Annotated in this window: 22 protein-coding genes; 7 read left to right on the top strand and 15 right to left on the bottom strand. The window is 62.1% G+C overall.

What is annotated here, in order from left to right; all coding sequences use genetic code 11:
• Both R2855_18525 and R2855_18520 read left to right on the top strand, forming a co-directional pair.
• Positions 1–852: sugar ABC transporter permease (locus R2855_18525; GenBank protein ID MEZ4532994.1), on the top strand; the 852-nt coding region annotated here is incomplete at its 5' end.
• Positions 849–1,679, top strand: a complete 831-nt coding sequence (locus R2855_18520) for a carbohydrate ABC transporter permease (GenBank protein MEZ4532993.1) — start codon at positions 849–851, stop codon at positions 1,677–1,679. The genes R2855_18525 and R2855_18520, both read left to right, overlap by 4 nt.
• A 433-nt stretch (positions 1,680–2,112) precedes the next feature.
• On the opposite strand, the gene R2855_18515 is transcribed toward R2855_18520, so the two are convergent.
• The 4 genes from R2855_18515 to R2855_18500 all read right to left on the bottom strand — a co-directional run bounded on the left by R2855_18515 (position 2,113) and on the right by R2855_18500 (position 7,016).
• The gene (locus tag R2855_18515) at positions 2,113–2,580 is read right to left on the bottom strand and encodes a dual specificity protein phosphatase family protein (GenBank protein MEZ4532992.1); all 468 of its coding nucleotides are present in this window, start codon (positions 2,578–2,580) and stop codon (positions 2,113–2,115) included.
• 94 nt (positions 2,581–2,674) lie between these two features.
• On the bottom strand, positions 2,675–3,019 hold the full coding sequence (locus R2855_18510; protein MEZ4532991.1) for a DUF2834 domain-containing protein: 345 nt from the start codon (positions 3,017–3,019) through the stop codon (positions 2,675–2,677).
• A gap of 806 nt (positions 3,020–3,825) precedes the next feature.
• On the bottom strand, positions 3,826–4,509 hold the full coding sequence (locus R2855_18505) for a TIGR00266 family protein (GenBank protein MEZ4532990.1): 684 nt from the start codon (positions 4,507–4,509) through the stop codon (positions 3,826–3,828).
• 542 nt (positions 4,510–5,051) lie between these two features.
• Positions 5,052–7,016 carry an SH3 domain-containing protein gene (locus R2855_18500; protein ID MEZ4532989.1) on the bottom strand — a complete coding sequence of 655 codons (1,965 nt, stop codon included), beginning with the start codon at positions 7,014–7,016 and terminating at the stop codon, positions 5,052–5,054.
• Between the two features lie 823 nt (positions 7,017–7,839).
• On the opposite strand from R2855_18500, the gene tig reads away from it, so the two are divergent.
• The 3 genes from tig (at position 7,840) to clpX (ending at position 11,453) form a co-directional block, all read left to right on the top strand.
• Complete coding sequence (gene tig, locus R2855_18495; GenBank protein MEZ4532988.1) at positions 7,840–9,354, top strand: trigger factor; 1,515 nt, start codon at positions 7,840–7,842, stop codon at positions 9,352–9,354.
• A gap of 59 nt (positions 9,355–9,413) precedes the next feature.
• Positions 9,414–10,067 (top strand): ATP-dependent Clp protease proteolytic subunit, encoded by a 654-nt coding sequence (locus R2855_18490; GenBank protein ID MEZ4532987.1) that lies wholly within the window; start codon positions 9,414–9,416, stop codon positions 10,065–10,067.
• A 117-nt stretch (positions 10,068–10,184) separates the two neighbouring features.
• A complete protein-coding gene (clpX, locus tag R2855_18485) occupies positions 10,185–11,453 on the top strand; it encodes an ATP-dependent Clp protease ATP-binding subunit ClpX (GenBank protein MEZ4532986.1) in 1,269 nt (422 codons plus the stop codon).
• A gap of 326 nt (positions 11,454–11,779) precedes the next feature.
• Here the strand turns inward: clpX and R2855_18480 are convergent, their stop codons facing one another.
• Positions 11,780–11,935, bottom strand: a complete 156-nt coding sequence (locus tag R2855_18480) for a hypothetical protein (GenBank protein MEZ4532985.1) — start codon at positions 11,933–11,935, stop codon at positions 11,780–11,782.
• A gap of 1,651 nt (positions 11,936–13,586) precedes the next feature.
• The gene (locus tag R2855_18475) at positions 13,587–14,843 is read right to left on the bottom strand and encodes a hypothetical protein (GenBank protein ID MEZ4532984.1); all 1,257 of its coding nucleotides are present in this window, start codon (positions 14,841–14,843) and stop codon (positions 13,587–13,589) included.
• Positions 14,844–15,006: 163 nt separating this feature from the next.
• Between R2855_18475 and R2855_18470 the strand changes: the two genes are divergently transcribed.
• Positions 15,007–16,029, top strand: coding sequence for a hypothetical protein (locus R2855_18470; protein ID MEZ4532983.1), 1,023 nt, complete (start codon positions 15,007–15,009; stop codon positions 16,027–16,029).
• A gap of 51 nt (positions 16,030–16,080) precedes the next feature.
• On the opposite strand, the gene R2855_18465 is transcribed toward R2855_18470, so the two are convergent.
• From R2855_18465 to R2855_18425, 9 genes are all read right to left on the bottom strand, one after another.
• The gene (locus R2855_18465; GenBank protein MEZ4532982.1) at positions 16,081–16,623 is read right to left on the bottom strand and encodes a Uma2 family endonuclease; all 543 of its coding nucleotides are present in this window, start codon (positions 16,621–16,623) and stop codon (positions 16,081–16,083) included.
• 200 nt (positions 16,624–16,823) lie between these two features.
• Positions 16,824–17,186, bottom strand: coding sequence for a Rieske 2Fe-2S domain-containing protein (locus tag R2855_18460; protein MEZ4532981.1), 363 nt, complete (start codon positions 17,184–17,186; stop codon positions 16,824–16,826).
• 4 nt (positions 17,187–17,190) lie between these two features.
• Complete coding sequence (locus R2855_18455; protein ID MEZ4532980.1) at positions 17,191–18,267, bottom strand: amidohydrolase family protein; 1,077 nt, start codon at positions 18,265–18,267, stop codon at positions 17,191–17,193.
• Positions 18,268–18,348: 81 nt separating this feature from the next.
• Positions 18,349–18,807, bottom strand: coding sequence for a RidA family protein (locus R2855_18450; protein ID MEZ4532979.1), 459 nt, complete (start codon positions 18,805–18,807; stop codon positions 18,349–18,351).
• The gene (locus tag R2855_18445) at positions 18,804–19,934 is read right to left on the bottom strand and encodes an aminotransferase class V-fold PLP-dependent enzyme (GenBank protein ID MEZ4532978.1); all 1,131 of its coding nucleotides are present in this window, start codon (positions 19,932–19,934) and stop codon (positions 18,804–18,806) included. The genes R2855_18450 and R2855_18445 overlap by 4 nt, the downstream gene beginning before the upstream one ends.
• A gap of 349 nt (positions 19,935–20,283) precedes the next feature.
• Positions 20,284–20,583: a type II toxin-antitoxin system Phd/YefM family antitoxin gene (locus R2855_18440; GenBank protein ID MEZ4532977.1), complete on the bottom strand. Its 300-nt coding sequence runs from the start codon at positions 20,581–20,583 to the stop codon at positions 20,284–20,286.
• A 74-nt stretch (positions 20,584–20,657) separates the two neighbouring features.
• A complete protein-coding gene (locus R2855_18435) occupies positions 20,658–21,554 on the bottom strand; it encodes an acetylxylan esterase (protein ID MEZ4532976.1) in 897 nt (298 codons plus the stop codon).
• A 2-nt stretch (positions 21,555–21,556) separates the two neighbouring features.
• Positions 21,557–22,480, bottom strand: a complete 924-nt coding sequence (locus R2855_18430) for an acetylxylan esterase (protein MEZ4532975.1) — start codon at positions 22,478–22,480, stop codon at positions 21,557–21,559.
• 317 nt (positions 22,481–22,797) lie between these two features.
• Positions 22,798–23,139 carry a hypothetical protein gene (locus R2855_18425; GenBank protein ID MEZ4532974.1) on the bottom strand — a complete coding sequence of 114 codons (342 nt, stop codon included), beginning with the start codon at positions 23,137–23,139 and terminating at the stop codon, positions 22,798–22,800.
• A 78-nt stretch (positions 23,140–23,217) separates the two neighbouring features.
• Here R2855_18425 and R2855_18420 point away from each other — a divergent pair, with 78 nt between their 5' ends.
• Entirely contained in the window at positions 23,218–24,117 is a 900-nt protein-coding gene (locus tag R2855_18420; protein MEZ4532973.1) for an acetamidase/formamidase family protein, read from the top strand.
• Positions 24,118–24,298: the final 181 nt, after the last annotated feature.

Below are 24,298 nucleotides of genomic sequence, written 5' to 3'. Positions count from 1 at the left end.
TTCTGGGGCTATGCCATGATCGCCCCGGTGTTTCTTGGGTTCGCCGTCTTCTTCCTGATCGCGCTCGGCGCTTCGCTCTATCTCAGCTTGACCCGCTGGGACATGCTCTCCTCCCCGGTCTACGTCGGTCTCCAGAACTACCGCACCGTCCTGCACGACCCGGAATTCCGCACCGCGCTGTTCAACACCGTTGCGATCACCATTCCGCATATCGTGCTGCGGCTCATCTGCGCGCTCGCTCTGGCGCTGGCGCTGAACATGAACATCCGCTACCGCGCCTTCTACCGCGTCCTCTTCTTCCTGCCGGTCTTGACCATGCCGGTCGCTATCGGCACCATCTGGAAATGGCTCTACGATCCCGCCTTCGGGCCGATCAACAGCTTTCTGCGCCGTATTGGCGTCACCGGGCCGGAATGGCTCTCCCAACCCCGTTGGGCCGTCGCGGCAATCGTGATCGTGCTGCTCTGGAGCGGGGTCGGCTACGACATGATCATCTATCTCGCCGGACTGCAGGCGATTCCGCGCGACTACTACGAAGCCGCATCGCTCGACGGCGCCGGCTCCTGGCAACGCTTCCGCGATGTCACCCTGCCGCTCCTGACCCCGACCATCTTTTTCCTGTCGGTCATTGGGGTGATCTACTCGCTGCAGGTCTTCGACCTGGTCTACGTGATGACCCGTATCGACCAGACCAATACGCTGCCCACCGTCGTCTACTACATCTATGAGGAAGGCTTCCGCAACTTCCGCATGGGCTATGCCATCACCGTCGCCTGGGTGTTGCTGGTGATGATTCTCGTCTTCACCATCATCCAGTTCCGGCTGCAACGCAAATGGGTGCACTACGCATGAGCGCGCCAAAGGGATTCCGCTGGTCTCGGCTGCTCCTGCACGTCGTCTTGCTGACGGTGGGGATTCTCTTCATGCTCCCCTTCGTCTGGTCGATCTCCACCTCGCTCAAACCAATGAGCGATCTTTTCCAGGTGAAACCGAGCCTGATCCCGAGCGAAATCCGCTGGCAGAACTACCAGGATGTTTTCGACTCGGTCCCCTTCCTGCGCTTCTATTTCAACTCGATCGTAGTCACCATCGCGCGCACCTTTGGACAGGTAGCGCTCGCGGCAGTGGCGGCCTTCGCCTTCGCGCAGTTGCGCTTCCCGGGACGGGACTTGCTCTTTTTCATCTTGCTGGCTGGCCTGATGGTGCCCGATCAGGTGCTGATCGTGCCGCGCTTTGTCATCATGCGCGAGTTCGGCTGGCTCGACACCTACCAGGGACTCATCATTCCCCTGATCTTCAGCTCGTTCGGCGTCTTCATGATCCGCCAGTACATGCTCGGCATCCCGCGCGACTTCTTCGAAGCCGCCACGCTGGAAGGCGCCAATCCCTTCCAGGTCTTCAAGGACATCTACCTGCCCCTGGCCCAACCCGCCCTGGCAGCCTTCGCCTTTCTGTCGCTGCTGGCTTCCTGGAACGAATTCCTCTGGGCGCTCACCGTCACCAGCTCGACCGATATGCGCGTCCTCCCGGTCGGCATCGCGCTCTTCCAGGGACAGTTCTTCACCAATACCGCCGTCCTGCTCGCCGCCGCCAACATGGCCACCTTCCCGTTGCTGATCGCCTTCCTCTTCTTCCAGAAACGCCTCGTCGAAGGCGTCGCCCTCAGCGGACTCAAGTAACTGGCAACTGGCAACTGGCAGCGAGATTGTCGATCGGAACGACGCTCGTGCCCGACCCTGTCATTCTGAGCGCAGCGAAGAATCTCCCCCGTCGGCGTGACACAACGGCCCGTTGCCCGCTCCGGAAACCCAACGTCGAAGCCATGGGCTCATACAGAATCCGGGTGATTGCCAAGGGGTTTCGAACGATTGCCGAATCACGTGCCTGCCCTGCGAATGCCGTCATCCCGACCGAAGCGAAGCGAATGGAGGGATCTCCTCGCCGCAGCGAGGGCAACAAGGTTGCGCTTCTTCGAGATGGAAGGCTCTTCTTTGAAGAACCGCTCTGGCGTTCCTCGGAATGACGTCCACGGCTGAGGACGTTCCTGCCACTCAGCCCCGATTCTGCCTGCTGCGTGCTGCCTGCCGCCTGCCGCGTGCTGCCTGCCGCTCGCTACACCACCCACAATCGTTCGCGCTCGAACACCCGCAAACACGCGAGTTGCGCGTCGTTCTCGACGGCTTGCGGGCATACGGCGCGAATCTCCCCGATCGCCTCGTCCGTGGTCGCGCCCTGGCGGATCAACCACGCGGCCAACACCGTGCCGGTGCGTCCCTGACCCGCCAGGCAATGCACCACGACCGCACGGTTCTCTCCATGCGCCAGATCGATCGCGTCCAGCGCATCGAAGAGCTGCGCCGGGCTTGGCGCCGTCATGTCCACGATGGGAATGTGGGTATACGACATGCCCAGTTCCTGAACGGCGTAGATGTCCAGCGCAGTCTCCGTGAGCGATACGATCGCCCCGATGCCGCGCGCCTGCAGCTCGTCCAGATCGGTCGCCAACCGGTCGCCCCGGAGCCCGCCGGGACGGCTACTCCCCGCCAGCATCGACTCCCGAATCCAGTAGAAACGTTCCAACAGCGGTCTCTCCTTGTCAGGTACGACCTTACTGCGCTGCACGCCCGGCAGGAGCTCGCCATCCGGCCGACCGCCGCTCCCCCGTTTGGGCAGGTCAGCGCGCCCGCCGGTTCCATTCCCGCAAGAGCAGATACAGCGGAAGTCCCACCGACGCACCCAGCAACGCGCCGAGCCCTACCCCCAGCCGCTGCCGGCCAGAAAGCTCCCGATCGACCACCGCCAGCACCAGCAGTGTGACAACCGCCATCACCACATCGAGCGCGAAAAACGACGACACCGGATTGGCGAACAGCTCGTCGATGAACAACCGCGCATCGAGTCCGTGATCGACCAGCCACGGCAGAATCTGGAGCAACGGAATCACCGTCCCAAGCGCCAGCAGGACGGCAAACATCCAGACGTTCTTCCCAACTGTTGTATTCGTAGCGGAAATGGCCATTCACCTCGGTCGACTTCGCCCAAGGAACGTCGCGTGGGTCCCGTTCACCGAACGGTGGACGGATCCGATCGTCCCAAGCTAAACCGGCAACGCCTCGCAATCGATGCGCGTGTACCGGCACGTTCCAGCATCACAGTAGCCAGGAGTCGCATAACACCTGGGATCGGGCGGCGCGTCGCACACAATGGGCTCACACGCTCCTGAATCGCCACAGACCATACACTCCCCGCACTCCTTCATCGTGAACACGCAGGTGCCTGAAATGGAGCTGCATGTTCCACTGAGGTAGCACGGGCCCGGCGGATCGCAATTCACCCCAGCGCACGGATCCGGCGGAGGCGTCGATGTCGCGACTGGCAGCTTTGGCCCGGAATATCCCCGCCGTGCCGCCTCTCCACCATGCACAACCATTGCCGCCGCCGCGGACCCAAGTCCCATTCCAAGAGTCCGCCGAAGAAATTGCCGGCGAGTCGACTCAGTCGCGATTACTTTGACCAGCTCGTCGAAACGCTGATGGTCCATGGTGCTCTCCACTCTCGTTCGCTCCGCGGTAGACAGCACGGTTCCGCGGACGCTGACTGCCAAACATCAGGGGGCACTACGTATTTCGCGGATCACTCCGATCGCGATGGTTTTCTTGATCGCGACAGTATAGAGCCCGTCCGACTTCCCCTCAAAACAACAATCGCCCGGTCTTGTGCGTGTGCAAGACCGGGCGAGCACCAGGGCAACCCACGATGGACCGCGGCTGATACTCCGCCGAGCCCAAATCCGCGCCCCAGATATCAACGAATGCGCAATTCGCGTTAGTTCGTATCTCCCTGGCGGGTCGGCAACTGCGGGATCAGCCATCCAAGGAACGCTTCCTGGCTGCGAGTCTGCATGTAGAGCTGCCCCGGACCGGTGAAGGTGATTACCACCCCCTCACCGCCAAGGAAGGTCGATTTCCACCCACCGAACTTGTTCAGCTCGTATTTCATGCCGGCCTGGAACGCCACCACATGCCCGCTGTCGACGACGAACGTCTCACCCGCACGCAGCGTCTCTTCGTGGATGGCGCCATACGCTCCGGTGATGAGCGTTCCCGTTCCCGAACAACGCAGCATGAACAGACCTTCCCCGCCAAAGAAGGTGCGTGCGCCGCCCCAATCGGTGGAAACATTGATCCCCATGCTCGAACCAAGATACGCGCCCGACTGGACGATCAAATCCTCGTCTTTCAGTTCGCGCACCATCACATCGCCAGTCAGAGCTGGAGCCAGCATCACCATCGCATTGTTCGATTCCGCGGTGAACGTGTTCTGGAAAAGCGACTCGCCACCCAGGAGCGACCGCTTGAGCGACTTCAGTAACCCGCCGGTGGCGCCGGTCTCCACCTTCACATCACGCATGGCCACCATGGCGCCGCCCTCGGCCCGCAATTGCTCGCCGCTGTCGAGCGACACCGTGCAGGTCGCGAATGCCGGTTGATATTTGATCTCGGTCTTCATCTAGTTGACTCTCCAATTGATGTTTCGGACCGCGCCCCATTGACACGCCCCGCGCACCCTGTACGCGCGTAAAGCATAGGACGCATCCCCGCAGCCGGGTTTTCCCTCACCGAGAGATTCCGCGAGAAGCTCGGTATGACGGGGATCCGTCATCCCGACCGGAGGGGAGAGCCTGCCCTGAGCGCAGCCGAATGGGGATCTCCTGGTGGTCTGCGGCATGACTCCAGGCGGGAGACCGGGTCTTGGGGAACAAGAGATTCCTCGACAAGCTCGGAATGACGGGGGTGGGCTCGGAATGACGGGGGTGGGCGCGGAATGACGGGAGTGGGCGCGGAATGACGGGTGGCCTGAACGACGGGTGGTCAAGACCACAGCACCCACTCGAGCGTCTCAGGTCCCAGGCCCCAGGACTCCGGACTCCGGACTCAGGACCCTGGACCCCGGACCCGGGACCCCGGACCCCGGACCCCGGACCAAAATGCGACAGAGGCGCCCGCGGGAGGCGCCCCTGTCGCTAGGAGTTGTCGGTTGAAATCCGCGCGCTACAACACGGTGAGCGGATCGATATCCACCCCATTCTTCTCGATCACGAAGTGGACATGCGGCCCGGTCGAAAGCCCGGTGCTGCCCACCGGCCCAATCGTCTCGCCCTGCGAAACGGTCTGCCCGACGGACACATACGGCTGCTCGGCCATATGCCCATACGTGGTCTTGTACCCATTGCCGTGATCGATCGTGACGTAGTACCCGAGACCGCAATCGCACCAACCGGCAGCGGTCACCTTTCCGGCTGCGGCCGCCACGATCGGGGTATAGGAGGAAGCGGCCAGATCGATACCGTTGTGGTAGTTGCAGCCGAGGCTGGAGTTGTACGGCTCGAACGAATACGGCGAGCATCCGAACGCCTGCGTGAAGGTATAGCCCTTGACCGGGTAGACGAACGCCTTCGCGCTGGCAGCGTTCGAGTTCGCTGCTGCAGTCGCCAGCTCGAGGAACTCGCCCATCGCGAATCCTTCGAGACCATTACCCTCGACGTAGTACCAGTCGTCGCCATCGGCGTCGTAGAACGGTCCGTCGATGACTTCCACCGTCGTGCCGGTGTTCAACTGGCCATTGCGCGAGCTGGCAACTGACGCGCCAGAACGAAGGTTGACCGCTTCGGTCGCCCGCACATCGTCACCAGCATCGAAGCGCGCGTTGCCACTCGGCGCCGACGACGCCGAAGAAGACGAACTACTCGAATTGGCGGAAATCGAACCGTTGGTGGTCAGGAACCCCGCGAAGACATAACCCTGCATGTCACCGTCGCTGACCAGGTACCAGCCATTGTTGGACGCGTCGTACCAGGGACCGCCGACGACCAGCACAATGTCGCCATCGCCCAATGTTGCGATCTGCTCGCCATTCGTTGCCGCCTCGGCACGCACGCGCAAACCGCCCCCATCGTCGGTCAGAACCTGCACCTGCTGCCCCTGGCTGAAGCTCGGCGTGTCGTATCCCAGATAGCCTGAGGACGACGATGCGCTGCTCGAAGACGTTCCGGTGACCGTGCCCGATCCGCCTGCCAGGAATCCGGCATAGACGAATCCCGAGACATCGCCGCTGGATACGGCGTACCAGCCATTCTGCGCGTCATCGAAATAGGGGCCATTGATGATAGTCACCGCGCCGCCGTCGGCCACCGAGAGCACCGCCTCGCTCTCCACGCTGGGGCCGGAGCGGACGTTCAACCCGTCGCCATCGTCGGTTCGCACCGTTGCGGTGGCGCCCGCCGCGAACGAGGGCGTTTCATACCCCAGGTTCCCGGCCGATGCCGTGCCCGAGGTGGAGGAACTTGCATTCGCGGCAGTGCCGGCAGCCGAGAGAAATCCGGCGAAGCCATATCCCTGGAACGATCCGTCGGTAATGAGATACCAGCCATTGCTGGATCCGTCGTAGACCGGCCCATCCACAACAGTGACCACATCGCCATCGCCCAGGGTGGCGATCGTCTCCGCGCCGGTATTGGGACCGGTGCGGATGCGGAGCCCCTGGCCGTCATCGGTCACGACCATGACTGCCTGTCCCACGGAATACGACGGCGTGTCGTAGCCGAGATAGCCGGAGGACGACGTTGCGCTCGACGCGGTTAGCTCCGTGTCTTCGACCAGGAACCCGCCATAGGCATAGGCGGTGCTGGCGCCATCAGACACCAGGAACCAGGCGTTGCCATCGACGTCATAGGAAGGGCCTTCGAGGACTTGCACCACATGGCCGTTCGCGATCACATCGATGAGCTCACCACTCTGACTTGGACCGGCGCGCAGGATGAGCCCATCCCCGTCATCGGTCGCCACTCGGGCATAGCTGCCGGATGCCAGCGCCGGCGCCTCATAGCCGAGCCACGCGCCCACTCCAGTGGACGCGGCGGTAATCGTTGGACTGAATGCGAGTACGACTGAAAGGACCGCTGCGCCTGCAAGCGAGCGAGAACCGAGCCTTGTCGCCACGCGTGATGGGAATGCCATCAACACGTAACCCTTCCCTCCTGACAGCGGACCCCCGAGCTGCGGGTCTCGAGTCGTTCATCTCGCATGCGGACGATGGGCAGGGGTAGCCCAAAGATGCGAGAAGACAGCGTTTCGGGAAACAGGAATGCGGGACAATCGCCCTTTGCGGAAAGGCAACGCCCGCTAGCCATGCGCCCCCCGACGCAGCAGCCAGCCCTGCTCTCGAACCAGTCAGCCCTCGCACTCCAACCGCGGAGACTCGATCTCGTGCCACGGACAGGCCGCGCGGGATGCACGAAAGGATTCGAGATGGCGGGTGCGAAACACCGTCATCACCTTAGCAGCGGAGGTCTGACAGGTTCAACGTGAACGTACGGGAAGTTCGCTCCCAACGACGAAATTGAGGATTCGCTGAGACTGGTTTTTCTGGTCCACGCGCATCCCCGCTCGTACCAGAGGCCTCCGTGCCCTCCCGTTTGTCCGACGCCTGCACCACCCATCGCGTAAACCCCTTCCCGGTCGAGACGAAAGGGCACAGAGGCCCTGCGCTACGACCAGGAGGAGGCGCCCAGCACCGACCCGCGTCTCTCGGTCTGGAAAAACTCCGCCTCAGCTTCCTCGTCCGGCCCTTGACTCCGGACTCCGGACTCCGGACTCCCAGCCCAGCCCCCGCTCGAGGAACACGACCCACCTCCCTACCGCTATAATCGCTGGGTTACGGTAGTCGAGCGCGCCGCGAACCGAGCGGTCGGCGCTTTTTTCTGGTTTCCAAGCGTATTCAGGCGCAGTTGCCCACCCATGCCGGCAACGCCATTGAGCTAGCAAAAGGACACGAAGCAGCGTGAAAGTAACGATCGAGCGGATTCCGGAGAGCCAGGTTCGTCTGGAAATCGCCGCCGAGCCGGAGGAACAAAACGAAGCGATCGAGAAGGCGTACCGCAAGGTCGCACGCGAGGTGGTCATTCCCGGCTTCCGCAAGGGCAAGGCGCCTCGCGCCATGATCGAGCGCTACTTCGGCCGTGAGATGGTGATCGACGAAGCCAACCGCTCGTTGATGGACGATCTCTACCGCAAGGCGATCGAGCAGGAAGATCTGGTGCCGGTTGGCGATCCGGAACTCGATAGCGTCGAGCCCGATCCGCTGCAATTCACAGTCACCGTGCCGGTCTATCCCACCGTCGATCCGGGGGACTACCTGTCGGTCCGCGTCGATCCGGCCGATGCCTCGCTCGAGGACGGCGCCATCGACGAGGTGCTCGAGGGTTTGCGCAAGCAGCAGAGCCCCTGGGTCGATCCCGCCAAGGCGCGCGCCGCCCAGGAAGGCGACCAGATCACGGTCGATATCGCCATCGCCGAAAATGGTGAAGAGTTCCAGAGTCCGACCGAAGGCGCCACGTTCGAGCTTGGGGACACAACCTTCCTCGCCGAGCTGGTCGAACTGGTCAAGACCCTCAAACCGGGCGAGAGCGGCAGCGTCGATATCGAATTCGACGAGGAACGGCTCGACGCTGGCGACCCGCGCAACGGCAAGACCCTGACCTACACCCTCACCCTCACCGGTCTCAAGGAGCGCGAGCTGCTGGAGCTCGATGACGACTTCGCCAAGACCTACGCGAACGCCGAAAGCCTGGACGAGGTGAAGGATCGCATCCGCACAAATCTGCACATCGAGAAGACCCGCGAAACCCGCACCGAAGTGGTCAACTCGATCGTCGAGAAGATCGTCGAGGGCGCCACGCTCGAGCTGCCGGCGCCCATGATCGAAGAGCAGATCGATCGTCAGGTACAGCGCGCCCAGCGCGAGCTCGGCATGCAGGGCATCCCCTGGGAAGGCTTCCTGCGCCAGATCGGGCAGAGTGAAGACGAGTGGCGCGAATCGATCCGCCCCAGCGCCGTCGAAACCCTCACCTCATCCCTTGTGCTGCGAGAGATTGCCGAGAAGGAAGGGATCGAGGTTTCCGAAAACGACCTCATCACTGAGATCGAGCAGATGGTCGCTGGCGCCGATCAGGCGCAACAGGCACAAACCCGACAGGCCTATCTGAGCAACGAATATCTGCGCAACGTCATCCGCAACGAACTCTACGACCAGAAGCTGACCCAGCGCCTGATCGAGATCGCCACCGAGGGTGGCGATGCGGTGCTGAATGGCTATGTCGCTCCGGAAGGCGCGCCCACTGAGCTCGACCTGGACGTCGAGGACGCCGTGCTCGAAGCGGAAATCGAAGCCGTTGTCGAGGAAGCTGAGCTCGAGGCCGAGGTTATCGCAGTCGAAGACGCCATCATCGAGGCCGAGGCTGCCGCCATCGCGGATGAGCTGGTGGCCGAGGCGGAAGCACTGGACAGCAAAGAGTAGACTCAATCCAGAAGCAACCGGCGGCAAGACCGTTGCCGCCTTCAGTACACGAGGTTCGCATGGAAATCCCGACGATTCACAATTTGATCCCCATGGTGATCGAGAGCACCAACCGGGGTGAGCGCTCCTTCGATATCTACTCCCGCCTGCTGCGCGACCGCATCATTTTCATCGGCACCCCGATCGACGATCAGGTCGCCAATGTCGCCATCGCCCAGCTGCTCTTTCTGGCCAACGAAGCGCCCGATCAGGACATTCATCTCTATCTGAACTCCCCGGGCGGCGTGGTTTATTCCGGTCTGGCCATCTACGACACGATGCAGATGATCAAGCCCGATGTCGCCACCTACTGCATTGGCATGAGCGCCAGCATGGCTGCGGTCTTGCTCGCCGCTGGCACGCAGGGCAAGCGCTTTGCTCTCCCGAACTCGCGCGTGATGATCCACCAGGGCTCGGCCGGCTTCCGCGGCACGATCCCCGATATCGAAGTGGTCGCGCGTGAGACCATCAGCCTCACCACCAAGCTGACCGAGATCCTCGCCTCGCATACCGGGCAGGAATTCGACCGTGTCAAGCGCGATACCGAGCGCGACTACTACATGACCGCCGCCGAAGCCAAGGAATACGGCATCGTGGACGAGGTCATGGAACCAACACATAAGCTGATCGCCGCCGGGAGCAACGGCTCGTCCAACGGCAGCAAGAAGAAGTAACGTTCTCGAGGGGCGCGGCCGCCCGTAGGCCCGCCCCTCGTTCGGCGTTTCCATGGTGTATGGAAACCTCGCCCCGTACCGCGCCGTTGCCGACCGGCGCATCAGGAAACAACGTACATGAGCGGGACAAGAGGTGGGCGCGTGCATTACCGATGTTCGTTTTGCAATAAAGGCCAGGAAGAAGTCCGGAGGTTGATCGCCGGTCCGAACCAGGTCTACATCTGCGATGAATGCGTGCAGCTCTGCCGCGAGATCATCGACGAGGAAGAACCATCGCCCCATCGCGCGCAGGGCGGACCAGCGCGCGTCCCGGCCCCCAAGGTGCTCTACGACCAGCTCAACCAGTATGTGGTTGGGCAGGAACGCGCCAAGAAGATTCTCTCCGTCGCGGTCTACAACCACTACAAACGCATCAGTTCCGAGATGTTCGACGATGGCTCCGATGACGTGGAGCTGCAGAAGAGCAATATCCTGCTCGTCGGGCCCACCGGCTGCGGCAAGACGCTCCTGGCCCAAACCCTGGCCCGGCTGCTGGACGTTCCCTTCTCGATCGCCGACGCCACCGCCCTCACCGAAGCCGGTTACGTGGGCGAGGACGTGGAAAACATTCTTCTGCGGCTGATCCAGTCGGCCGGCGATGTGGCCCGCGCCCAGCACGGCATCATCTACATCGACGAGATCGACAAGATCGCCCGCAAATCGGACAACCCATCCATCACCCGCGATGTCTCCGGCGAAGGCGTGCAACAAGCCCTGCTCAAGATCATCGAGGGCACGGTTGCCAACGTGCCGCCCCAGAGCGGCCGCAAGCACCCGCACCAGGAATACATCCAGATCGACACGCGCAACATCCTCTTCATCTGCGGCGGCGCGTTCGAAGGGCTGGAGAAGATCGTCTCCAAGCGCATTGGCCGCAAGTCCAAGATGGGCTTCGCCGGAGACGAGCTGGGTGCGATCGAAACCGAGAACCCGCTGCAATACATGATCCACGACGATCTGCTGCAATACGGGCTCATCCCGGAATTCGTCGGCCGGCTACCAGTCTCTGTGGCGCTCGACCCGCTCACGCATGACGATTTGGTCCATATCCTGACCGAGCCGAAGAACGCCATCGTCAAGGAGTATCAGAAGCGCTTCCGCATGGAAGATGTCGACCTGATCTTCACCCCGGAGGCGCTTTCCGCCACCGCCCGCCAGGCGGAAGAGCGGAAGACCGGCGCCCGCGGTCTGCGCACCGCCATCGAAGCCGTGCTCACCGACGTCATGTTCGAAATTCCGTCCATGGACGGCGTGCGCAAGTGCATCGTGGACGACAACGTCATCAACAACCGCACCCGTCCCTTGCTCATGACCGAACGCGGAGACAACGTCGACACCGCGGCGTAATCCCGTCGTCCCGAGCGTAGTCGAGGGACCTCCTCGCCGCTGCGAGCCGCTTCGTCGTCCCCTGCGCAGTCGAGGGACCTCCTCGCCGCTGCGAGTGCTACCCATCGTCCCTGTTTCTCTTTCCTGGCCCAATCGGACCCGAGCCCAGTTCGCTCGTCCGAGTGGCCCTGCCATGGATAACGACCCGTCCCACATCATCCTGCGCCACTTCTGAACAGATCGAACGGCAACGCAAGTACGGAATCGCGACTGTCGATAGCTTCCACACCCATCGACCATTCCCATTGTGACCAGGGTGACTGACCCGCAGAAAGGACAGTCAGCGCTCAAAACCAGTTGATGATCCGGTTTTCCAGAGTGTTCCGAAAGACGTCCAAGGCAATCCATGCCACCGACACGACCGTCAGAGCAAACCAGGCGAGGAAGACGACATCGATCCAGGCGTGCAGGCCAAGAACTGGCGCGGTGTACGACGACAACACGGCCCACTTCCTCGGTTCATATCACCCGAGAGGATCGTCGCTTCATGTCGCACGCTCAACCACAGGTCCATTGTTGCTATACTCCGGCAACTTTCTCTCGTTGACAGCGCAACAAAGTCCCATTCGACCGAAGTTGGTTTGGGAGGATCCATCATGGACGACCGACGTTTCGACGCGTTCGTGCGACAGCTGGCCAACGGACAATCGCGTCGCACGTTGCTGAAGGGACTCCTTGGTCTCGGGGGCGTTGCGCTCGCGGGCACCGCCACTTCCGGCGCCGCTGGCGCCGCGCGTCGGACTACACCCACCCCCAAACCGGTGGGCTGCCCCGGCAATCAAACCTGGAATGGAACAGCCTGCGATTGCCCAGGATCGCTGACGAATTGTGGTCCCGATTGCTGCAATACCACGGTTCCACGCGGCAACTCGGCGCACAGCGAGTGTTGCGACAATGCCTGCTGCTTCGGCGAATGCTACGGCGAGGAGCGTTGCTGCCCGACGGGTCGGGTCGTCTGCAGTGGAAACTGTTGCGCGCAGGGGGAAGTCTGTTTCCAGGGCGAATGCCGCCAGTGCACGATCTGTGGCGATGACTGCTGCCATGGCGATACGCCAAAATGCTGCCAGAACGATCAAATCTCCATCTGCGTGGCCGCCGATGTCACCTGCTGCACAAGCGATGACGACTGCTCGGCACGCAACTCGTGCGATGGCGCCGTGGCGCATCGCTTTACCTGCTTGGGAGCCGTTTGCACCGAGTCAGTGCAGGATTGCAACGGAGTAGATCCCTGCTCTACCTATCGATGCGATACCGGCTTCTGTCTTGTGGATCGCGACCCGAACTGTTGCACATCCGCCGACCAATGCCAGCCGATCGACTCTTGCACACCGGCCAGCTGTCTCGACAATCGCACCTGCAATGCCGTGAGTTCCTGTGGCGCGGGTCAAACATGTTGCAACGGCGCCTGTGTTTCCGCAGACACGCATTGTTGCAGCCGCGACGAGGATTGCGACGCACTCTCGACCTGCGATGGTTTGATGCTGACTGTCTATTCTTGCGAACGCGGAGCTTGCACACCATCGCAAGTAGACTGCGGTGGGACCGATCCGTGCACCCATTACGTTTGCAGCGCCCAGGGTGGGGGATGTCTCGCCTCGACCGATGCGTCATGCTGCAGTTCCAACAACCAATGCACGGCGGTAGACCTCTGCACTCCCGGACTTTGCCTGGACAATCACACCTGCAATGCGGTCTCCGCCTGCGGGACTGATGAAGTCTGTTGCGAGAGCGGATTGTGCAGCCAGGGCGGTTCGTGCGGCTAAACCGGCTGCACGATCCAGGGGTGCTCTTCCCACCATGTGTCACCGGATGCAACATCTGCGTCGCACCGGACGACGAGCCGTTGTGTGGATGCGCCGTTAGCACTACCCAAGGGTGACAGTCGAACGACATCTGCAATGTGCTCTTCGGCCCCGATTCGATCTGCGTCGCAACCGGCGTAGAACCCTTCGCGGTTGTGACAGTCAGATGGCGATCACAACCGCGAGTGTCCAATACAGGGCGTGCAACCCGGGATCCAACTCGGGGACAAAACGCAACGTGGCCGTTGCGAGTACCGAGCGTCACGCAGAGACATGTTGCGCGATCGATCCGTCAATCCCCCGCCGTCGTCACTCGATACACCACGCCGCACGGATCGGTCTGCGAGAGACTGCCATCGGCGCAGAAGTCGGCCACATACAGCGCATCGTCCGACGACGCCAGCGAGTCGATATGCCCAACCGTGGCCGCATCGTTCCCCACGATGGTGCGCATCTCGCCCGTTTCCGTGCTCACCCAGAGCAACGGGTTCTCCTCGTTCTCGATCCCGGTCGAATCCCACTGCCCATGGAATCCCGCGAAGACCCCATTCCGCAGCTCGTGTGGAAACGATGCCGGCGCGAAGGAAAGGGCCGCAATCCCCTCGTTCTCCGAGCCATCGAGCGGCAGGAACACCGCAAACGGCGCCGTGCCCGTGCTCCCCACCACCTCGCCAGTGTCGTAGCGCGTGTACGTGTCCGGGAACCCGAAGTCGAGCGTCAGCGTTCCAATGTCCTCCGCCGGAACGACATCGAGCTCGTCTGCGCTGAACGACACGAACGGATCATCGAGCCCGTCGATCCCGTTCTCCGCGATCCAGAGATCGCCGGAGGCCGGATCGAACGCCATTGCGCTCGTATTGCGAATCCCGGTCGCCAACGCAATCGGCTTGCTGAAGACGATCGATTCGCCGTCATCGTGCACCGTCGCCAGATAGACCGCCGAATCGGGCAACGAATCCTCGATCAGCCCGGTCAGCGACACCATGCTCCCGCCGGTGTCGTTTCCGCTCGCGCCGATGTTGAACACCAGATCCCAGGTTCCGGTATCGCCCGGTGACGGGCGTGTCGCCAGGCCATACGTCTGATGCAGTGCATTCTGGAAGTCAAACTCGATCGATCCTGCCTCCGTGTACGGTCCGGAGAACTCTTCGCTCACCCGTACCGCCGTGATCGCCGGGCCTGCCGGATCGATCGATGTGACGAAGAGCAGATCGCCCGCCAGCGCCAACGCGGTGATCGAACCCGGCAGACCAGTCGCCACCGTCTCATACGGCGAATCGGCTACCCCATCGCTATCTGCATCGACCAACCGCACGATCTCGCCGGTGGAGTCGTAGTACCCACCGCCCGTCGAGACGCTCGTTCCCACCAGCAGCGACCCATCCGGCAGCACTGCCATCCCCGCCGGAAACGCCAGGCCGGTGGCAAATGTCGTCGCCCGTAACCCCAGGCCCGGTTCCAGCGGCAACGCCTCCTGCGCCAACGCAAAGGTGGACGCCAGCACGAACGAAGCCAGCACGAGAACCGAAAAGAGCCGTCGAGTCACCATCGAACCCCACCGTCAATCCGAGCTTGCCAAGGAATCTCTTGTTGCCCGAAACCCGGACTCCGGTCGGGAAACGCGCGTGCCGTCACTGGCCCCTACAATACCCTGAACGTTTCAACCGCCGCCCGGACTGAATCACCGGCCGCACGATACGGAGAGCCCACCGATGCGCACCGGCGTTTCCTATTTCGGCAATCGCACCCTGCGGCATGTGGCCGCCGATCTGAAAGACATCGCCGCATGCGGGTTCGACTACGTGGTTCACTGCTCGACCGAGGGCGACTTCCTCTGGGGCAAGGCAACCATGCGCGAGATCTACCGCATCTCGCACGAGCTCGGGCTGGAAGTGCACGTCGATCCCTGGGGCGTGGCGGGTGTCTTCGGCGGCGAAGCCATGAGCAAGTTCGTCACCTGGGAAACCGATATCTGCCAGGTGTTGGCCGATGGCTCGCGCATGGGGGTCGCGTGCCTCAACCAGCCGAAGCTGATGGACTGGCTGCACGAATGGGTCGATGCCGCGGTCGACCAGGGCGCCGATGTCCTCTTCTTCGACGAACCGCATTGGTACCCCGGCGATCTTTGGTACATCGGCAGGCAGATCGGTTCCGATTCCGAACGCTGGAGCTGCCGCTGCAGCCGCTGTCTGGAGCTCTTCCGCGCCAGATTCGGCCACGAGATGCCACTGGTTCTGGACGAGGAAGTACGGCTGTTTCGCCAGCAGGCCGTCTACGAAGTCACTGCCGACTTGATCGGCTATGGCCACGCCAAGGGCGTGCGCAACGGGCTTTGCCTGCTGCCGCACGGTATGAACTTCGATCTCGTCGGGGTGCCCGACTGGGATCCCTTTCTACAAATCCCCGGACTCGACTTCTTCGGCACCGATCCCTATTGGCGGGCCGGTGGCGACCCGGTTCCCATGGAACCATACGTCCGCCCCAATGCCGCCGCTGTCCGCAAGATCTGCCAGAAGCATGGCGTGCCCAACCAGTTCTGGATCCAGGCGTACAACTTCCCCGCCGGCGCCGAGTACGAAGCCGCCGACGCCATCCAGATCGCTCTCGAGGAAGGGATGACCGACCTCGCCGTCTGGGCCTACCGGGGTTGTGAGGCGATGTCGGCCCTCTGGCCCGCCGATATCGACAAGACGTGGGATGTGGTGGTCAGCGCGCTACAGGATGCGAAGCGGTAGTTTCACCCTGGATTGCGCAAAGGGTCGCAAGGCAGGCTCGAGAAAGACAACTCACCGAATTGGAAAGATCCTGTCAAGGTCGATGCCATGCTCCGGGAAGAGCGCGCTCGAAAGGTTTTCGCCATTGCGGAAGATCTCGCTGCGTCCATCTCTGCGATGCACGATGATCTCGCGATCTTGAGGTCGCACCACCCAGACCTCGATGGAGCCGTGGGTGAGGTAGAGCTCGGTCTTCCGCGAAATCTCCGCGAGCGTATTTCCTGGAGATACGACTTCGATGGCCAGATCGGGAGAAAGCTCGAGGTAGCCGTCACCCGCGTCTCGCAGACGTTCGGCTCGTACAAATGCCAGGTCAGGCGCCAGCACCGTATCGGGATTGCGTGACAAGACAAATCCGACATCGCCGACGAGGAGTTCACCCATCTCGTCCGTAACGATCTCATTGTCGAGAATTGAGTTCAGCTTTGAAAGAATCCGTCCGTGAACGCGCCCTTGCGGACTCACCTCGATCAGTTCTCCTTCGATGAGTTCATAGGGCGCGTCGGACCCGAGTTGGAACAGATCGTCTGCGGTTAGGGGCCGTGTGCTGACCATTGGAGAATGCTCCGCCTGATGAACCGAAGGGAAGGACGGGAGGCTGCCTCCATGATACACGGCGGCGCCATCTCCGAACTCCAATTCCTAGAGCTGGCCGGAGAACAGGTGCCCGTCCGATGTGTGCCGGTTCGGGCAGCCACGGAGGGCTGCGCCTACGCGAGGACGTCGGTCCAGGGACACATGTTTCCGCAACCGTTCTAGCTCCCGAGCGTCACCACCACCTCATCGCCCACCACTGCGATCGGATACTGCCGCACCCTGAACTTCGGGTTCGCCAGCGCCGTACCCGTGGTGATGTCGAACTCCATCCCATGCCAGGGGCAGGTGAGAATCTCCCCTTCGCGGCCCCATTCCAGCTCCCAGTTCTTGTCCGGATTGGAAAGCATCGTGCCGTTCACCCCGCCCGTGCAGAGCGGCCCGTACTGATGCGGACAGACATTCGGCAGCGCATAGAGCGTGCCGTTCACATTGAAGATCCCGATTTCCACGTTGCGCACCTTCACCAACGTGCTGGAGCCAACCGGAAACTCGGCCACTCTCCCGATCACATGCTCGGCCATGCGTCTACTCCGCCATGACTGGCGCGGGAATGCGCTGGAAGGCTTGCAACGCGTTCAGGCCCATGATCTGCTTCTTCAGTTCCTGCGACGCCGGGAGCTTGAGAATCTGCTTTGGATGGTCGAAATCATGATGCGGCCAGTCAGAAGCAAAGACGATTCGGTCGTCGCCGATCTGGTGAATTGTCTCCACCAACTGGCTCAGATCGTCCGGCTCTTCCACTGGCTGGGTGGCGAACCACATTCGCTCGCGCATGTAGTCGCTCGGCCGCCGATCGAGGAAGGGCACATGGCGTCGGTACTCGTTGTAGTACTTGTCCATACGCCACATCATGTACGGCACCCAGGCAATGCCCGCTTCGGTGAACACTACCTTCAGCTTCGGATAGCGCGCCGGCACTCCGGTATGCATCAAGCTGGTCAGGTTCGCCATCATCGCGAACGAATGCGAAAGCACCTGCCGCGCGAAGTGGTTCTCGAACTGGTCGAGCTGATAGGGAAACTGCGGCGTGATGATCGTCACGCTGTGCAGGCAGACCGGCAGATCGACCTCCTGCGCGGCCGCGAAGATCGGGTCGTAACGCCGGTCGCCCCAAAGCGGATGCACACCGGCTGTCGGGAGATAGACTCCAACGATACGGTCGTTCTTCGCGTACTTCCGGATCTCCTCTGCCGAGTCCTCCGGGTTCTGCGGACAGGCGAGCACCACCCCATAGAGCCCATTGTCTTCCTGCAGCCATTCTTCCGTCAGCCAACGGTTGTAGGCATGGGAGAGCGTGGTGGCGTACTCCTTGTTCGGCAACGCCGCGAAGAGGAGCAGATGATCCGGGAAGAGAATTCCCACGTCGATGCCCAGCTCATCGAGCGCGCGGCGCATATCCGGCGCGGTTTCCACCGAGCGATAGGGCGGGCTCCCGGCAATCGGTGGATCCTGCCGCAGGTTCGCGGCGAATCCCGGAATCTGCAAGTAGGGATAGGTCGCCCCGTCCAGCAGTTCCAGCGACTTCCGCCAGGGCATCGCGCAATGCGGCGCCAGCTTCCCCGGCGTGTCATTCACATGAATATCGGCGTCGACGGTGAACATGGACTCCCCCGGAAGCAGTTCGGAGCGCGACGGCGGGAATGAGCGAGCCCTGCAGACTCCTCATTCCCGGTTCCGCCCTTCTCACTCGATCTCGAAAATCGTCTCGACTTCGACCGGAACGTTTGCCGGCAACGCCTGCACGCCAACTGCGGAACGCGTGTGCACCCCGGCTTCGCCCAGCACCGCGTAAAGCGTCTCGCTGAAACCGTGCATTACCGCCGGGGTGTCTCTGAACCCCGCGGTGCAGTTGACCATGCCCAGTACTTTCACGGTCTGCTTGATGCGCGATAGATCGCCCAGCACGTTCCAGGCCGCTTGCAGTTGCATGAACGCCACCTGCTTAGCCGCTTCATACCCTTGCTCGACCGTGTAGACATCGCCTACCCGTCCGTCCCACGGCACCCCGTCCACCGGTGGCGGCGTGGACCCGGAGAGATAGAGCAGATTGCCCGTGATCTTGCCCATGGCAACCGCCGGGTGAAACGGCTTCTGCTCCTTGAGCTCGAATCCCATTTCCTTCAGTTTTTCCTCGGGAGTCATGCGTTTCCTTCCACGGCGGAGGTCAGCACCTCGCGCACCGCCTGCAACACGATTCGGTCTTCGCCAGTTTCCAGTGTTTGTGGATTCAGTGCAAATGTGTCTGTGCCAATTTCACCAACGGCAATCCGCGGATCGCGGTCCCACAACGCCGCGACCACCTCATCCTTCGTCAGAGGAAACGACGGATCGAGCGTGATCACAGCCCGCCCATGCGGCTGCCCGGCTTCGCTCGGATATCGTCGCTCGACAGTGGTCCCCGGAATTCCGGCCAATCCCTCGACCCACAACTGCACCGATTCCTCATACCCGGCCAGCATCGCGGCTTCGTCCTGCTGCACCGCCAGCTCGATTGCGGTCAGGATCCCGGCCAACTCTTCTTTGCCCACTTTCATCGGGCGCCCGAAGCTCTGATTGGGCGCCGCGTTCGGGCGTATCCCGTCGATGATCGCCTTCTTGCCGACCACCACACCGGTCGCCTGCGGACCCCGCAGCCCCTTGCCACCACTGAAGATCGCGGCATCGGCGCCCAGATCGCGGGTGTAGTGCCAGAGATTGCTGATCGGCGGAATCTGCGCCGCCGCGTCCACGATCACCGGCACGCTCATCGAATGCGCGATCTCGATCACCTCCGGCAACGGCCGCGCCCCCGGCGCCAGCGCCGCGCCCCCAAAATAGAGCACGCAGGCTGTCTTGGGATTGGCCACCTCGCGCTCCAGATCGTCGCCATCTGGTTCGATCTCGATCAAGCGCGCCCCGGTTTGCCGGGCGGCGTAGTCGTACGGGTTGCGTTGCCGTTTGTAGACGACGACGTTGGTCTTTTCCACCCCGTCGAGATAGGGAAACGACTGCTGCAGATCGGGGTTCGTTCCGGCAATGGTGGAGGCCACGCAGAGCGCGATTCCGGCCGCCGCGCCAGACGAGACAAAGGCCGCCTCGTTATGCGTCAGCTCGGCAATCCGCTCGCCCACCCTCCGATTCAGCTCGAACATATCGACGAACTGGGTGGACGCGGCGCTCATGGCCGCGACTACTTCGGGCGGCATGAGCGAGCCGCCGAGCTTGGTCAGCGTCGCCGCTGCATTGATGACCGGCCGAACGCCGAGTTGCTGGGGAACCGATTGCGCCATGACCGTTCGAGCACTCCCATCGCAAGATCAAACGATTGTCTCAGGATTGTATGGGAGGTCTCGTTTCCGCAGGGCACAGTATGCGTCGACTACAGTCCCCGATAGGCGTCTTTCCGATGCTCGACTCGGAAAACATAGACCAAGACGATATCGTCATGGATCGTGTACAAGGCGCGAAAGTCTCCATCCCGAATGCGGTACGAACCCTTCTTTCCAGTGAGCGCTCGCGATCCCGGTGGCCGTGGATCATTTGCGAGTGCTTCGATCTTGGGGAGAAATCTGATTCGGACATCCAGGGGAAGTCGATCGAATTCCTTCTTTGCCTTTTTGTCGAATTCGACTTTGTAGATCAATGTTGGTCAGCTAGCCGCGCCACCTCGGCATCCAGTTCCTGCCGAATGATCTCGATGGGAACGCCACCCTCGCGTTGATAGTTTTCCCAAGCCTCATCTGCTAGCTTCTGATCTCGCCAGTCTTCATAGGCTTCGAGGGCCTGGAGATCCTCGAATGGCACCATCACTGCCAACACTTTTCCATGGCGCGACACTCCGATCCGTTCGCCCGAATAGGCAATACGATTCAGAACATCCGCAAAGTTTTCACGCACTTCGGCGACGGACATAGATACCGTTTCATCGACGACAGACATGCCTGCTCCCAATCTGGTCAACGAGTGAATATGTACGCATTGTACAGATTGTACATATACGAGTCAACGGGAGGTCACCCAACACTCTCCATCGCCGCTGGCCACAACCGTGGCAACGGCAACACCCCAAGCTGCCCAGCCAGCAACGCATCGAGCGCGTCGTGGTCGGTGCCCCCCTCATGAGCAAGACGATAGGGGATCACCGGACCGCCCAGCGCATTCCGCAGCGGATCGAGCCATTCCGGCCCGTTCAATGCCCCCGGATCCATCTCGCTCAGAATGGTCGTCCCGGCAAATCCCGGCGCATGCGCGATCGGGTCGAAATAGCTCACGGTTCTGGCGACCGCATCCAACGATTCCGGATACATCGCCAGATACTCGTTCACTTCTTCGATCGGGTAGGCATCGGTGCGCAGCCGTGCCTCCATGATCCGATAGAGATGCGTCATCGTCAGATTGACCGTCGAGAACCCCGGACGCCGTGCCGCCGCGATCAGACCAAAGTCGTCGCCGGCAATCGCGACCCGCGCCGAATCGACCGCCGGATGCCCCAGCAGGTATTCGCAGCCGCGCATGATGTCCGCCAGAATCCCGCGATAGATCCACGTCTCCGGCGATTCGATCCCCAGCGTCAGCAAACCGGGATACTCCGCCTTGAACGGTGTATCGGCCAACCGTTGTCCGCGGTGCATAATCGTCAGCACGACATAACGCTGCCGATCGTCCCAATGGGGCGGATTGTTGACGCTCCCATAGCGGGGCGAATGCAGCAGGGCAGGGAAGGACCCTTCGCCCTTCGGCACGCTCAGAAAGCCGAAAATGCGATATGGTCCGATACTGGTCAGCTTGAGATCGTACGCGGTCGAGAAATCCGTCGAGCGCAATGGCGTCTCCGTCAGCGCCGGCGCCGCATCGATCCCGGCAAGCTCCGCATCGATCGCGTCCCAATAGGCAGAGAAGTCGTCAGGCATGGTCATCTCGCTGGCGCCGGAGTTGGCTGCAAATGCTTCGCGAGGAACGCGGAGATATTCGCCCCCTCCCAGAACGCGCCGGAATCGTGCGCGCAGCGCGGCCATGCGTTGTACTCCACCGGTCCGCCCAGCACCTTCAGCAGATCGAACGCTGTCTCCGGCGGACAAACATCGTCGCCCAGTCCAATCGAGATCAGCATGGGGCAGGTAATCTTCGGCGCGAAATTGAGACAGTCGTAGTAGTCGAGCGTAGCGCGCATCTGCGGCTCTCGTTCGGGATACAACCGGAGATACTCGTTCATCTCCTGGTACGGGTAGCTGTGCGTCAATGACGCCGCGTCCATGTATCCGGTGAGATATGGCGCGCCCGCCGCTCCACAGGTGATCACATCGCTGCGCAAAGCCGCGGTCGTCAACGTCAACGCCCCGCCCTGGCTGCCGCCCTGCACGCCGATGCGGGAATGATCGATCTCCGGACGCGACAGCACGAAATCGACCGCGCGCGCGGCATCGATATAGAACCCGCGGTAGCTATAGGTGTTCTTGTCGATGATATTGTCGATCAGCAGCCCGGGATACCCGGGATTGAACCGGCTGTTGGAACGCAGCTTGCCGCGCGGCGCCACGCCCACCGCCGCGTATCCCGCTTTGGCCCACTGTTTCGGCAGGGTCGGTTCGGAGATATATCCCGGCACCGCGATCAACGCCGGATAGGGCGGTTCCAACGCCGATTCTCGCGGCCGGCAATACCACCCCGCGATGCGCAGTTCATCGAGACTCGTGTAGTGAATCTCGAAGGTCTCGACCTGATCGTTCGACCGCATCGGCGCCGGCGTCAGCACCGGGTCGAGCGGCAGCGCCGCAGCCTGGGCCATGAGATCGGCCCAGAATTCATCGAAGTCGTCCGGTTTTCGAACGCTCGTCACATGGGTATTCGCTGGTGGACGATGGATTGTCATCATGAAACGGCATTGTGCGCCAAACCACACCGCTTCGCTTTCCCGATTCCCGAATCTCGGATGACCCCACGCCTCCAACGCCCACCCATCGCCGCCGTATCAGGATCCATACCCGCCTCATCGTCGTGTCGGCACCCAGCCTCATCGTAGTGGCGGCACCTGTGGCCGCCAGCGGCCGCAGGCCGCCATTGACGTGCCCAAAGACAAGTTTCCGGTCCGGAACCTTGCCCATGGTTGCTGCCGTCATCGCGCTGCGGTGCGATTGGCGGGCACGGTCCCCGCCACTACGACGACCGCAGCATCCCGGCAAAACTGATCGACAACGGATCCCCCGACGCTGCCAGCAAATCAGCCAACACCACCAACGTCGCCGGATCGATCCCGCGCAACGCCGCGATCACCGGCGCGGTGAGGTTCTTCTCGATCGCCGCTGGATACCCCGATGCGTTCTCCGGCTCGTCATCGATCGCCAGGTACGCCAGCTCGTCTTCCACGTGCCAGGTCCAGTCATCGCCAGAGACATCGATTCCCCGGTCGTCGAAGCTCTCCGTCAGCTCATAGTCCTCCACATCGAGCACCGCCTGCAGTGCCTGCTCGATGATCGCCGTCAGCTCGGCTGGGCCCATCTGGTCCGTCCTCCGAAAATCGTGTGGAAGCCGTATCGTACCGTCATGAATGATGCCAGACCCTGATAAGGAGCCTTGATGAAACGAATCCAGCGCGACCAGCTCATCTACAACTTCGACGCCTCCACCCCGCCCGTTCTCACGATCGTGCCCGGAGAAACCGTCGTGGTCGAATCGCACGACACCTCGACCGATCGTCTGAACCGCGCCGAAGACCTGCCAGCGTTTGTCGCCGCGCGCGACCCGCTGAAAGTCAATCCCGCCGGCGGACCGATCTACGTCGACGGCGCCGAACCCGGCGATGCGCTGGCCGTGACCATTCTCGACATCCAGCTCGGTCCCCTCGGCTTCGTGCGAACGCTGAACGGCGCGGGCGCGTTGCAAACCGATATCGAACCGGGCTCTGTCATGATGGTGCGCACCGAGGGCGATGCGCTCATCTTTTCCGACAAGGTCAAACTCCCGGCCCGTCCAATGGTCGGCGTGCTTGGCACCGCTCCCGCCGAGGGTACGATCTACACCGCCCACCCCGGCCCGCAGGGGAGCAACATGGATTTCAACGCGAATACCGTCGGCACCACCGTCTACCTTCCCGTGCACGTTCCCGGCGCGTTGCTCGGCATCGGCGATCTGCACGCGACCATGGGCGACGGCGAGGTCAGCGGCACCGGTGTCGAAATCCGCGGCGAAACCACTGCGCGGATCGACCTCGTCAAGGGCGCCGCGCCCAACCGCCCGTGGATGGAAACCGACACCGACTGGATCGCCACCGGACAAGGCGAAACGCTCGAGATCGCAGTCGAGGAAGCCGTCGACAACCTCACCCGGATCATCCAGGAGAAGCTCGACCTCACGCGCACCGAAGCCTTCCTCATGGTCAGCGCCCGCGGCGACGTGCGCATCGGCCAGGCCGCCCGCATCAAGGGCTGCGACGCGACCGTCTACGCCCTCTTCCCCAAGTCAGCGGTACGGTTGTAACGCCGAACCCCATGCGATCGCCGTGGCGCCCCGTGCACCCGCCAACCCGCCACGGCGGCCCCCATGCCCGCCGACCCGTAGTGGCGGGACCCGTGCCCGCCAACGGCCACGGGTGGGTGAAAAAAGCGTGAGGTTACTCGGCCTTTGGCTCGATCTCCCGCGATCCCTTTGGCGTGGTTCC

The organism is Thermomicrobiales bacterium (genome assembly GCA_041390825.1).
In the GTDB taxonomy this organism is placed as follows: Bacteria; Chloroflexota; Chloroflexia; order Thermomicrobiales; family UBA6265; genus JAMLHN01.
Note: the sequence above shows the minus strand (reverse complement) of the source record. Positions and strands in the feature narration are given on the sequence as shown.

Coding starts and splice junctions, on each gene's coding strand:
- R2855_18470 (MEZ4532983.1), top strand. CDS start 15,007: ATGCGCACCGGCGTTTCCTATTTCGGCAATCGCACCCTGCGGCATGTG.
- R2855_18460 (MEZ4532981.1), bottom strand. CDS start 17,186: ATGGCCGAGCATGTGATCGGGAGAGTGGCCGAGTTTCCGGTTGGCTCC.
- R2855_18465 (MEZ4532982.1), bottom strand. CDS start 16,623: ATGGTCAGCACACGGCCCCTAACCGCAGACGATCTGTTCCAACTCGGG.
- R2855_18490 (MEZ4532987.1), top strand. CDS start 9,414: ATGGAAATCCCGACGATTCACAATTTGATCCCCATGGTGATCGAGAGC.
- clpX (MEZ4532986.1), top strand. CDS start 10,185: ATGAGCGGGACAAGAGGTGGGCGCGTGCATTACCGATGTTCGTTTTGC.
- R2855_18450 (MEZ4532979.1), bottom strand. CDS start 18,807: ATGACTCCCGAGGAAAAACTGAAGGAAATGGGATTCGAGCTCAAGGAG.
- R2855_18520 (MEZ4532993.1), top strand. CDS start 849: ATGAGCGCGCCAAAGGGATTCCGCTGGTCTCGGCTGCTCCTGCACGTC.
- R2855_18420 (MEZ4532973.1), top strand. CDS start 23,218: ATGAAACGAATCCAGCGCGACCAGCTCATCTACAACTTCGACGCCTCC.
- R2855_18425 (MEZ4532974.1), bottom strand. CDS start 23,139: ATGGGCCCAGCCGAGCTGACGGCGATCATCGAGCAGGCACTGCAGGCG.
- R2855_18455 (MEZ4532980.1), bottom strand. CDS start 18,267: ATGTTCACCGTCGACGCCGATATTCATGTGAATGACACGCCGGGGAAG.
- R2855_18500 (MEZ4532989.1), bottom strand. CDS start 7,016: ATGGCATTCCCATCACGCGTGGCGACAAGGCTCGGTTCTCGCTCGCTT.
- R2855_18435 (MEZ4532976.1), bottom strand. CDS start 21,554: ATGCCTGACGACTTCTCTGCCTATTGGGACGCGATCGATGCGGAGCTT.
- R2855_18440 (MEZ4532977.1), bottom strand. CDS start 20,583: ATGTCTGTCGTCGATGAAACGGTATCTATGTCCGTCGCCGAAGTGCGT.
- R2855_18510 (MEZ4532991.1), bottom strand. CDS start 3,019: ATGGCCATTTCCGCTACGAATACAACAGTTGGGAAGAACGTCTGGATG.
- R2855_18475 (MEZ4532984.1), bottom strand. CDS start 14,843: ATGGTGACTCGACGGCTCTTTTCGGTTCTCGTGCTGGCTTCGTTCGTG.
- R2855_18445 (MEZ4532978.1), bottom strand. CDS start 19,934: ATGGCGCAATCGGTTCCCCAGCAACTCGGCGTTCGGCCGGTCATCAAT.
- R2855_18505 (MEZ4532990.1), bottom strand. CDS start 4,509: ATGAAGACCGAGATCAAATATCAACCGGCATTCGCGACCTGCACGGTG.